9 protein-coding genes are annotated in these 11,596 nt (G+C 63.1%); 2 read left to right on the top strand and 7 right to left on the bottom strand.

Annotated features, from left to right (window positions below; translation table 11 throughout):
• Positions 1-57 precede the first annotated feature (57 nt).
• Positions 58-1,536, bottom strand: coding sequence for a L,D-transpeptidase family protein (locus Q0H23_RS00135; protein WP_293834467.1), 1,479 nt, complete (start codon positions 1,534-1,536; stop codon positions 58-60).
• Between the two features lie 228 nt (positions 1,537-1,764).
• Here Q0H23_RS00135 and Q0H23_RS00130 point away from each other — a divergent pair, with 228 nt between their 5' ends.
• The gene (locus Q0H23_RS00130) at positions 1,765-2,658 is read left to right on the top strand and encodes an RNA methyltransferase (RefSeq protein WP_293834465.1); all 894 of its coding nucleotides are present in this window, start codon (positions 1,765-1,767) and stop codon (positions 2,656-2,658) included.
• Positions 2,659-2,824: 166 nt separating this feature from the next.
• Here the strand turns inward: Q0H23_RS00130 and Q0H23_RS00125 are convergent, their stop codons facing one another.
• Together Q0H23_RS00125 and glf are read right to left on the bottom strand one after the other, a co-directional pair.
• Positions 2,825-3,865, bottom strand: a complete 1,041-nt coding sequence (locus tag Q0H23_RS00125) for a glycosyltransferase family A protein (RefSeq protein WP_293814079.1) — start codon at positions 3,863-3,865, stop codon at positions 2,825-2,827.
• Between the two features lie 101 nt (positions 3,866-3,966).
• Entirely contained in the window at positions 3,967-5,169 is a 1,203-nt protein-coding gene (gene glf / locus Q0H23_RS00120) for a UDP-galactopyranose mutase (protein WP_293814078.1), read from the bottom strand.
• A 156-nt stretch (positions 5,170-5,325) separates the two neighbouring features.
• Here glf and pta point away from each other — a divergent pair, with 156 nt between their 5' ends.
• Positions 5,326-6,306 (top strand): phosphate acetyltransferase, encoded by a 981-nt coding sequence (gene pta, locus Q0H23_RS00115; protein ID WP_293834462.1) that lies wholly within the window; start codon positions 5,326-5,328, stop codon positions 6,304-6,306.
• A gap of 279 nt (positions 6,307-6,585) precedes the next feature.
• Here pta and pckA read toward each other — a convergent pair whose 3' ends face one another.
• From pckA to Q0H23_RS00095, 4 genes are all read right to left on the bottom strand, one after another.
• Positions 6,586-8,193 (bottom strand): phosphoenolpyruvate carboxykinase (ATP), encoded by a 1,608-nt coding sequence (gene pckA, locus Q0H23_RS00110; protein ID WP_293834460.1) that lies wholly within the window; start codon positions 8,191-8,193, stop codon positions 6,586-6,588.
• A gap of 238 nt (positions 8,194-8,431) precedes the next feature.
• Positions 8,432-9,100 (bottom strand): peptidylprolyl isomerase, encoded by a 669-nt coding sequence (locus tag Q0H23_RS00105; RefSeq protein ID WP_293834458.1) that lies wholly within the window; start codon positions 9,098-9,100, stop codon positions 8,432-8,434.
• Positions 9,101-9,119: 19 nt separating this feature from the next.
• The gene (locus tag Q0H23_RS00100; RefSeq protein WP_293834456.1) at positions 9,120-10,505 is read right to left on the bottom strand and encodes an ATP-binding cassette domain-containing protein; all 1,386 of its coding nucleotides are present in this window, start codon (positions 10,503-10,505) and stop codon (positions 9,120-9,122) included.
• Between the two features lie 21 nt (positions 10,506-10,526).
• Complete coding sequence (locus Q0H23_RS00095) at positions 10,527-11,546, bottom strand: ABC transporter substrate-binding protein (protein WP_293834454.1); 1,020 nt, start codon at positions 11,544-11,546, stop codon at positions 10,527-10,529.
• Positions 11,547-11,596: the final 50 nt, after the last annotated feature.

Below are 11,596 nucleotides of genomic sequence, written 5' to 3'. Positions count from 1 at the left end.
ATGCCCATAGATTGACCACGATTTACTGGTCAACTTACTATAGGAAATGAGCGAGGCCTAGTAGTGAACGACCACCACGTCGCCGATCTGAGTTGCAGAATAGAGGTCAGCGGCTTTATCGGATGGCAGGTTGATGCACCCATGGCTGCCGGCGTACTGATAGATGGTGCCGCCAAAGCTTCCACGCCAGCTCGCGTCATGGAAAGCCCAAAGGTTATCGATGAAGGGCATCCAGTACTTCACGTGGCTGATGTAGGACGGCTGCTTCGTCGCAGGATCGATGGCACCGCGGAGCTCGACGTCTCCGGATGCGCGATTGCCGTTGAGCGTGAAGACTCCCGTGGGCGTGTCATGGCCCTTGGAGTGGTCACCGGTGACGCAGTCAGACTCCCAGATGACCGCACCCGAGTCGTCGTACATGCGAACATGCTGCTCGGTAAGGTCAACATCGATGTAGCGATTGCCCCAATCCCTGCGGCCCGCATCAGGAGCGGCGTTGGCCTCGTGCTTCGTGGGGACCGCGACGGGATCCGTAGAGCCGGCCTCGACAGCCTGCTGGAGCATGGGCGCCAGAGCCTCCTCGTCAATGGTCCAGCCATAGAGGTTCTCCCAATGACCCGTGCCGGCAGGAACGGTGACCTGCTTGCCGTCAGGGCGCGTGTAGGTACGCTCCGCGCCGCGGGTGTCATACAGGGCGCAGAAATCGGTCTTTAGCCACTCGTTCAGCTTGTTGGCGTCAATCGTGGCGTTGAGCTGGTCATCCAGCGCGATCCAGTTCGAGATTTGGGTGCGGGTGACCTCGCCGGCCTGCATGCCGTTGAGCGTAAGCGGGATGTCGGCCTTCATGAAGCGATTCGCGTTCTGGGCGGCGGTGGCCAGGCTCGGCTCATCCTGCGTGACCTTGGCCTGGACGAGGCAGGAATCATCGAGCGTGATGCTCGCAGGCAGGCTCATGACATCCGTCGAGATCTTCTTGACGGTAGCGTCCATGTCGATGGCGGTGCCAACCGCCTCGGGCACGACCTCGTACTGTTGCGTTTGCTCCGAGAAGCCAATCGTGGCATCCGTGGGCTGGGTCGCCGTCTTGTTAATCTCATCGACGAGGGGTGACAGCAACGCGTCGAGCTTATCCACATCGACGGAAGCACCCGTCGTAGGCTTGATATCACGAGAGGCAAGGATGCGCAGGGGCCATTCCCAGGCATGCTGCTGCGAAACGATATCCCTGGTATAGGCGCCCTGGTCAAATGTCAGGTTGACGTCGCTCCCGGAAAGGTCAAGGTCGATGCCGTCTCCCTTGACCTTCGTCTTATAGGTAGAAGCCTTGGTGGCAAACTCCGCGCTCACGTCACTCGCAAGCCTGAGCGAGACATCAGTGCCGTCAAGCGTGGTGTTGGGCATGAACAGAAATGAAAACGCAAGAACGCCGGCAAGGTAGGCTGCGAGGACGACGCCGGCGATCACCGCGAGGACGATAAGCGCGACCTTACCCTTGCGACCTTCCGGCTTCTCAGGGACGGCGGTGTGCTTTCCCATACCGGGCTTCGATTCTTTCCGCATTGAGGCTATCTGTCTTCCCCGGCCTACGCAGCCGCTTGTTTCCCGACACACAGTATGCTGTATCGTAGCGCATGGAGAAGACAATGACTCCCGCCATTCGGCTTCCATGGCATCGGTTTAACAGATAGCGACATTTGTCCCAACAAGGACGGGCATCAAGCCGCCTCGCCTCCGTCCGCGGGACCGTAGCAAAGGGATAAGAGCATGGGCATCATTCGCATCGATTCCGCAAGCGACTCGCGCCTTGACGTCTACGCGCGTCTTACGGATCGCCAGCTCAGGAGTCGCCTCGAGTCCACCTCGGGCGTGCTCGTCGCCGAGAGCGAGAAGGTCGTTCGCCTCGCTATCGCACAGGGACTCGAGCCCTTCTCCCTCTTGCTAGAAGAGAGACAGGTCGAAACGCAGGCGGACCTCGTGAGGCTCGTCGAGGGCATGGCGGGCGCCGAGGTCCTCGAGCATGCCGGCCATCTCGAGATTAAACCGGTCGACGACCTCCCCGTCTACGTGCTCCCCCATGAGGAGATATCGAAGCTCGTGGGCTACAACGTGACGCGCGGCGTCCTCTGCGCCATGCGCCGCCCCTCTGAGCTGAGCGCAGCCGAGCTCCTCGCCTCCATGCCCGAAGCTCGCCGCGTTGCCGTTCTTGAAGGCGTGACCGACGCAACGAATGTCGGTGCCGCCATGAGGAGCGCGGCGGCACTTGGCGTGGACGCAGTGCTTCTCACCCCCACCTGCTGCGACCCCCTCGTGAGGCGCGCCGTCCGCGTGAGCATGGGAACCGTGTTCCAGGTTCCCTGGGCGCGCTTTGACGTCTGGCCCAGCGCGGGCGCTGCAGATGCGGACGGCATGGCGCTCCTCCGCAAGCTCGGCTTCAAGACCGCGGCGCTCGCTCTTCGCGACGATTCCTATTCACTTGGTGACCCAGAGCTTTACGGCATCGAGAAGCTCGCGATGCTCTTCGGCACCGAAGGCGACGGCCTGGCATCCGAGACGATCGAGGCGTGTGACCTCACCGTGCGCATCCCCATGCAGCACGGCGTGGACTCCCTGAACGTCGCCGCCGCCACAGCCGTCGCGTTCTGGGACCTCTGCAGATAAACAATGGCACGCGCCCCAACAGGTGGGGATCGCTAAAAAACGGAACCCGCCCACACGAACGGGTCCCGCAAACGTCAAATGATGCGCAGCACCTGAAAAAGGGACTGTCCCTTTTTCAGGTCGGCACGCGCCGCAAGCGCAAGCGGTGCGCAGGGCAAACGCTGCTCTAGTTGAACTTCATCAGCTTCGAGGCGATGCGATAGATGCCCAGCGTGAACTTCTCCCCCGCCTTCGTGGGGAGGTTCGTCGCGATGCCCACGACACCCATGCGAGCACGGCGGTACATGCGCTTGTCATAGTGCTTGAGGTGCACCCAGAGCTTGTCGCAGTTCTCCATGGCGTCCGGAGCATCGCTCAGGCGAGAGAAGATCGAGCAGACGGCCATCATCAGGGTGAAGTAGCCGATCATGTAGTTACGGAGCTTGGTGCTCTCGACGTCGTCATAGAGGTGATACGCGTCCATCATGATGCGCGTGACGCGCAGCTGCTGGTCAATGCGGCTGACCATGACCTTCTCGTTGACGGACTGGTCATCGCGACCAATGAAGTAACGATAGAGGTCAACGTCGAGGTAATAGAGCGTCTTGCAACGCGGCAGCGGCACATAGGCATAGATGTTGTCCACATAGAAGGTGTGGGCGGGCATCGGGACGCCGCCGTCACGAAGGACGTCGGTGCGATAGCAAAGCGAGTGCATGAGCAGGTTCTGAGCCATGTTAAAGTGGCCGATCTTATCCCAGGTAATCACCTTGCCGCGCTTAAGCGCATACCTGAAGTCGACAACGTTGTGCGTGTTGTCCTCGACGTGCTCGTAGACGTAGTTGCTAATGACGAGGTCCACGCGCATGTCACGCCACTCGAAGTCACGAAGCGTCGAAAGGAGCTTCGAGAGGGCGTCCTCGTCAAGCCAGTCATCCGAGTCAACGACCTTGAAATAGAGGCCCTCGGCGTTCTCGAGCGCGGCAAGGACGGCCATGCCATGACCGCCGTTCTCCTGATGAACGGCCTTAATGATGCTGGGATAGCGGTTCTGCCACTCAAGGGCCTTCTCGTACGTGTTGTCCTTGGTGGAGCCATCGTCAACGACGACGATCTGCACGTCATCGGCGTAGTCGCTGCCCTCGAGAATCGAGGTGATGCAGTGATCCATATACTCGGCCGAGTTATAGCACGGGATGCCGAAGGTTATGGTCTTGCCCTTTGCCATACGAGAAATCTCCTGGTTGCCCTCTGCCTTAGCAAGGCATTGCCTATACGGATAAGAGCGCCGGCGCCGCATGGACGCCGGCAACTCCCTAAAAGAACGAGCTAGTTGTGAGCCGCGACGAGCTCGTCAGACAGGTCGAGCGCGCTGGCGACGACGCCGTCCATGTCATAGTAGCGGTACTCGGCGAGTCGACCCACCGGGTGGAAGTTCGTGAGACGGCTCACACGGTCGAGATAGCGCTGGTAAAGCGCCTTGTTCTCGTCCTCGAGAATGGCGTAGTAGGGAGTCTCGCCGCTCTCGGGCGTATAGGCCTTCGAGTACTCCTTCATGATCGTGGTCTTGCCCGGGACGACCTGACCGGTCATGTTCTTGAACTCGGTGATGCGGGTGAAATCCTCCGTCGTGGTGTAGTTGACGGTACCCACGGGCTGGAACTGGTCCTCATCGAGGGTCTCGAACACCATGTCAAGCGTACGATACGGAAGGGCACCGAGATCGAGGCCGAAGAGCTCGTCGAGCGGGCCCGTATAGACAATCTCACCGCCGTAGGGCTTGCCGCAGACCTTCGCGTAGTCCTCGTCGATCGTAAGGATGTCACGGACGTCGACGCCGAGGAAGACATCGATGAGATCATGGTCGAGCAGGCGCTCGAAGAGCTTGGTGTAGCCCTCCGCCGGCATGCCCTGGTGAGCGACGCGCGGGAAGTAGCGCTCGTCATCGCCGACGAAGACCGGGACGCGACCGGTGACGGAGGGGTCGACCTGGTCGGGCGTGGTGCCCCACTGCTTCATCGTGTAGTAGAGGAAGACGTTCTTGTAGACGTAATCCGCGACCTCCTGGAGATCCGGATCGTTCTTCTCGCGGAGCTCGAGGATGGGGACCTTCTTGTTCTCGCCGAAGGTCTCGACGAGCTTCTGGTAGAGGGCCTCGCCGCGCTCCTCGCCAAAGGCGAGCTTCAGGCTCTTGTGGTTGAAGGGGACCGGCATGAGCGTGCCGTGGATGTTGGCGAGTACCTTGTGCTGGTAGTCCGTCCACTCGGTGAAGCGAGAAAGGAACTGGTGGACACGCTCGTCCTGCGTGTGATAGATGTGCGGACCATACTTGTGAACAAGAATGCCAGCCTCGTCCTCGTAGTCATACGCGTTACCAGCGATGTGGTCGCGGCGCTCGATGACGGCGACGCGGAAGCCACAGGCCTCCGCGAGACGGCGAGCACAGACCGAACCCGCATAGCCAGCTCCGACGACGATCATGTCGTAGCTGTCGGCAGAAAAACCAGCGGGAAGCCCGTTTGCGATACCCATTCATGTCCTCTCGACAAACTTGCGGTTCAAACGTGACGCACGCCATCGTTCTAGAGCGATAACGTGCGTCCAATCTGCATGTCATTCTATAGCAGACAACCTTATAATGACTATCGTGTCATCCATTGCCAGCAAAACGCCAAAAAAGGAGCGAACGTGAGCGATTTCCTAGATCGTATGAAGACTGCTGCAAAGGCTGAGAAGAAGACCATCGTCCTTCCCGAGGGCGAGGATCCACGCACCATCGAGGCCGCCAAGAAGATCGTCGAGGAGGGCCTTGCCAACCTCGTTATCCTCGGCAACCCGGACGAGATCCAGGTTGAGGGCGTCACCGTCATCGACCCCCGCACCGCCGAGCGCAAGCAGGCCTACGCCGAGAAGTTCGCCGAGCTCCGCGCCAAGAAGGGCGTCACCCTTCCCGAGGCCCTCGAGCAGATGAACGACGCCACCTACTTCGGCACCATGATGGTCAAGATGGGCGATGCTGACGGCCTGGTCTCCGGCGCCTGCCACTCCACCGCCAACACCCTGCGTCCCGCCCTGCAGATCCTGAAGACCGCCCCGGGCACCAAGCTCGTCTCCGCCTTCTTCATCATGTGCACCAAGACCGAGCAGTATGGCGCCGACGGCACCCTCCTCTTCGCCGACTGCGGCCTGAACATCAACCCCAACGCCGACGAGCTCTCCGAGATCGCCCTTGCCTCCGCCGAGTCCTGGAAGGCCTTCATGCCCGGCGTCGAGCCCAAGGTCGCCATGCTCTCCTTCTCCACGATGGGCTCCGCCAAGGGCGATGTTCCCACCAAGGTTCAGGAGGCCGTCAAGCTCGCCAACGAGAAGAACCCCGAGCTCGCCCTCGACGGCGACCTGCAGCTCGACGCGGCTCTCGTCCAGAGCGTCGCTGATCTCAAGGCCCCGAACTCCACCGTCGCCGGTAACGCCAACATCCTCGTCTTCCCGGACCTCGAGGCTGGCAACATCGGCTACAAGCTCGTCCAGCGCTTCGGTGGCGCCGAGGCCTACGGCCCGATTCTCCAGGGCATCGCCAAGCCGGTGAACGACCTGTCCCGCGGCTGCTCCGCTGACGACATCGTGGGCGTCGTCGCCATCACCGCCGTCCAGGCTCAGATGGCCGAGTAACAGGGCGTCACATATCGCACGCCAACGGGGCGCTCGCATTCACCTGCGGGCGCCCCGCTTTTTGTGGCCTCGCATCCTAGCCGGCGCATCCTTGTCGAAATAGCCGAACGATACCGCCCGACAAGCAGCAGGCGAGCATAAGGCATTCGCGAGAAATCGCCCAGGGAGAGTCCACCCGCCCCTTCGCAAGGGGCGCGAAAGGCACCGATGCACAGCAAACGAAAACCCCGGCCGCGAGCGACCGGGGTCAAAGGAGAGGCTAATATTCGCAACCCGCGTCTAGGCGATATGGTGCGGACCCGCGTTGAGTACGGCCGTGTCAAGCTCCGGATAGCGCTTGGCCATGTGGGCCTCGAACATCGACGCGAGTTTCTCCGCTGCCTCGTCATAGGCCTCGCCCGTCGCCCAGGTATTGCGCGGGTTGAGTACCATGGGGCTCACGCCCGGACACTCGACCGGGATGTCGAGGTTGAGGCGATCGTCATGCTCGTAACCTGCGTTGTCGAGGTCACCCGAGAGTGCCGCCGCCACGAGCGAGCGCGTCACGGCGAGGCTGATGCGATAGCCCGTGCCATAGGCTCCACCCTGCCAACCCGTGTTCACGAGGTACACGCGAGCGCGGGTCTTGTCGATGCGAGAGCCCAGCATGTCTGCGTAGACGCTGGGAGCGAGCGGCATGAACGGCTCGCCGAAGAGCGCGGAGAACGTGGGCTGGGGCTCGACCACGCCCTCCTCCGTACCAGCGACCTTCGAGGTGAAGCCGGCCATGAAGTGGTACATCGCCGCCTCACGCGAGAGCTTCGAGATTGGAGGGAGAACGCCAAAGGCGTCACACGTGAGGAACAGGACCACACTCGGAACGCCGCCACGCCCGTCAAGCTTGACGCTCTTGATGTGCTCCACGGGATACGCGACGCGCGTGTTCTGGGTGCGCGAGACGTCCGTGTAGTCCGGCTCACGGCTCTCTGGGTCAAGAATGACATTCTCGCACACGGCACCGAAGCGAATCGCCTGATAGATGTCAGGCTCGGCGATGGGACTCAGGTCAATGGCCTTGGCGTAGCAGCCGCCCTCGATGTTGAAGATGCCATGCTCTGACCAACCGTGCTCGTCATCACCGATGAGCAGGCGGTTGGGGTCTGCGGAGAGCGTCGTCTTACCGGTGCCGGAAAGTCCGAAGAGGACGGCGGTCTGGCCGGTCTGCGGGTCGATGTTGGCCGAGCAGTGCATGGACAGAACGTCATCCTCGACCGGGAGCAGGTAGTTCATGTAGGAGAAGATCGCCTTCTTGATCTCTCCGGAATAACCGGTGCCGGCGACCACGATACCGCCATGGGCAAGGTCGAGGATGACGGCCGCGGAGGAATTGACGCCATCGGACTCCGGGTCGCAGTGATAGCCCGGAGCGGCGAGGACGTAGATGTCCGGCTCGCCGAAACTCGCGAGCTCGCGTGCCGACGGGCGAACGAGCATCTGGTGGATGAACAGCGCCTGGCTCGCGCGCTCGCAGATGACGCAAACCTTGCGGGAGTGGTTGCGATCAGACCCGGCAAAGCCACGGACGACGTAGAGCTCGCGCCCGTAAAGGTAGCCCGCGACGCCCGAGCAGATGTGCTCGTAGCTCTCGCGCGAAATGGGGGTGTTGACCTTACCCCAGCACACCTTGTCATGGATCGCCGGATCATCGACCACGAAGCGATCGAGCGGAGAGCGCCCCGTGCGCTCCCCCGTATCGACGACGAGAGAGCCGTTCGACGCGAGCACGCCCTCGCCGTTGGCAAGGGCAGCCTCGACGAGCCTCGCGGGTGCAAGGTCCTCGTTTACCCTGGCGCTGCCAGGGACCGCCTGCTCACGCTTGAGAAGACGCCCCGTAAGAGTCTGCTTCATGATGGTTGCCTCCATTACCCCCTGCCCCGCAAAGCGAGGCGATGTTGCCTCTGCCTCGCGAAAATCGAGCCTTTGCCCCTGGCTCGCACGGCGCGAGACGTCATTGGAGCATTGATACCCAATGGCATGAGAGAGAAAGCGCCCCTAGCGGCGGGCGGCGCCCATCGTGCCGTCAGCGGGATTTGGAGACTGACGCCAGGTTTGCTTGGACCTGGCGAAGAAGGTTGCCGCAGAAGTGCTAGGCATCCACGCGGATGGAGGCGATCCTAGGCTGATCAGCGGGGGCGATGGTGCCGTTGTTGTCGCTCGGCTTGGCGGAGTCGCAGATGGCGTCGACGACATCCAAGCCGTCCGTCACATGGCCAAACGCGGCATACTGGCCGTCGAGGTAGTCCGCATCCTCTTGCATGATGAAGAACTGCGAGCTCGCAGAGTCCATAGCGGAAGACCTCGCCATGGAGATGGTGCCGCGCACGTGCTTGATGGGGTTGTCGATCCCGTTGTCGCCGAACTCGCCGACGATGGTCTCGCCCGAACCGCCCGTACCGTTGCCTTTGGGGTCACCGCCCTGCATCATGAAGCCCTGGATAATGCGGTGGAACGTGAGGCCATCGTAGAAGCCCTCGTTGGCGAGCTTCGCGAAGTTGGAGACCGTGATGGGCGCGGAATCCGCGTCAAGCTCGAGCGTGATGGTGCCAAAGCCCTCTATCTCGATCGTGGCGTGGTGCGTGCCCGAGGCATAGGTGCCCGAGGCGCTCGTCACGCACGAGGATGCCGAGGATGACGCCGAGCTCGAAGCGGACGTGGCGGCAGAGCCGGCCGAGCCCGATGCGCCGCAGCCGCTGAGGCCGGCGGCAAGGCCGAGGGTGGACAGGACGAACGCGCGGCGCGAGAGAGACAAAGACATGGGACCTCCGGGGTTTGGTTTACTCGCTGAGCACTAGTGTATCCGCCTCCAGGCGTTCTGCGTCTCGCGCGTCGTGCGTGGCCACGATAAGGGAGCGGCCACGGAGCTCGTCTGCGATGACAGCGCAGGCAAGATCGCGCGCGGCCGCGTCAAGGCCCGCGAACGGCTCGTCGAGCAGCACCGAGTCACCGGGGGCCACGAGCGCCCGCGCGAGCTCGACACGCCGGCGCTGCCCACCGGACAGCGCGCACACGGGCGCGTCCACATCAATGCCGGGAACGAGGCGTTCGAGAAGAGCACACATATCATCAGGGGAAACGCCCTCGCCAGCCGTGAGGACCACGTTTTGCAGCGCCGATGCCCGCTCCACGAGCCGCGCATCCTGAAACTCCACCGAGACGCAGTCCGGCCGGGCCACGGAGCCCGCGACGGTCTGCTCGAGACCGGCAAGCGTGCGGATAAGCGTCGTCTTGCCCGTACCGCTCGGCGCCATGACGCACAACCTGCCGGCGGGCGCTACCCTCACCGAGACGGCGCTCGCGACCCCATGGGAGAGCCTGAGCCCGCTCACGTCCCAGCCCCCGCGCGGCAAGCTCGCGCGCTCCCCCGCCGGATGCACGCGGGAGATGACAGCAAGGCGCACCGCAGCCGGCCCAGAGGACCTAAGCAGACGCAGGAAAACGCGCTCGCACACGGCCGCGAGCGCGATGACCACGATGGTCCACGCAAACAGATCGGGTGTCTCGAGCAGGAGCTTTGCCTGGTAGATGCGCTCGCCGATCGAGCCAGCGGGCACGCCGATGAGCTCGGCGGCAACTCCGGCCTTCCAAGCCATGCCCACGACGGTCTCGCTCGCCGCGCACAGGAACGGCAGGGCCTCCGGCCATACGAGGCCCAGCGAGCGCGCGGCCCCGCGCACGCCGTGGACGTAGAACAGCTCGCGGCGCGCCACGCTCACATGGTCGAGACCCTCAAGCATGGGAAAGTAGAGCCCGGGGAGCGCCATGAGAAAGACAGCCGCCACACTCACATTGGCAGACCCGAGCCAAATGAGCAGCAAGACCACGACGCACACGACGGGCGTGGACTTCACGGCCACGAGCGGCGGCCTTGCCACGACGCGCACGATGTGCCAGCGTGCCGAGGCAAGCGCCAGAGAAATGGCCGCAACATAGGCGGCAAGCGTAGCGCCAACGATGCGCAGGGCCGAAAAGCCTACCTTTGCCCAGAACGCCCCGGAGCACACGAGCCCCGCGAGCGCCACGGCGACGTCGACGGGGCCGGGCAGGATGAGCTGCTGGCGCACGGCCACGCTTGCCGCCTGCCAGACGCACACCCACAGGGCAACGGCCGCCACGCGCTCGGCCGTTGCCCTCTCAAGCTGGTATTTGTTGCCTCGTCTCAACAGAGTCGCGACTCCGCGCGCCTAGAGCACGTAGTAGAAGTCGTCTCCGGGAAGCTTGCCGCCCACGGAGCTCGCGTCGGAGCTTTCGAGGACGCCCAGGTAGCCGGAGAGCGCGGACTTCATCTCGTCGCCCGTGAGGCACGTGAGGCCACAGCCAGGGATGGCCTTCTCTGCCACAGGGGCAGCGTCAATGATGCCATGGTCAACGACGGATTGCGCGTAGGTGGCGGGGTTTGCGGAGACCGCCTCGACGGAGGCAGCCTGCTGCTCCACGAACTCACGAACGGCCTCGGGATGCTGCTCGGCGAACTCGCGACGCACCACCGTGACGCCCGTGAGCAGGCGCGAGCCGTCCGTCGCATACTCGTCCCAGACGTCCGTGAGGTTGATGGGCGAGGTCAGGGACGAGTTCTTGGCGAGCGCGGCAGTCTTGTACGGCTCGGGCAGGATGCCCACGGCAGACGGGTCGGCGGCAAGCGCGCTCACGACTTCGGCAGCCTCGCTCTTGAACTCGAGCGTCACCTGGTCTGCGATGCCGGCTTTCTCGAGCAGGTAGTTCATGACGTACTCGGGCGAGGCGCCCTTGCCCGTGAGGTAGACCGTGCGGCCCGCGAGGTCTGCAAACGTGTGCACGGACGCGTCGCCCGTCACGACGTTGAGCACGCCGAGCGTGTTGACGTCGAGCACCTGGACGGCACCCTCGGTCTTGTTGTACAGGACGCTCGCGACGTTGGCGGGCACGAGCGCGATGTCGACGTCCCCGTTGATGACCTTGGGGACGATCTCGTCCGCCGCAGCAGAGATCGAGAAGTCATAGGTGTTAGCAAGGCCGGAGTCGCCGTTGGCGACCTTGTCCATGAACGAGACAAGCCCGATGGACGTGGGGCCCTTGAGCGAGGCCACGTGAACCTCGGTGGGCTCGGCAGCCGTTGTAGCGGCCTGGGTAGTGGCTTGGGAGTTGGCCGACCCGCAGCCGGCGAGCGCGAGCACGCAGGCGAGCGACGCGGCGACGAATCCCCTCCTCGTGAGCTTCTTGGACATGGTGCTTCCCTTCTTTGGGCCCTCGATGTCACGGCCGACCCCGCGGGGCC

Origin of the sequence: uncultured Parolsenella sp., from assembly GCF_934660935.1 — a bacterium.
Classification (GTDB): Bacteria; Actinomycetota; Coriobacteriia; order Coriobacteriales; family Atopobiaceae; genus Parolsenella.
This window is presented reverse-complemented; position numbering and strand designations above follow the sequence as displayed.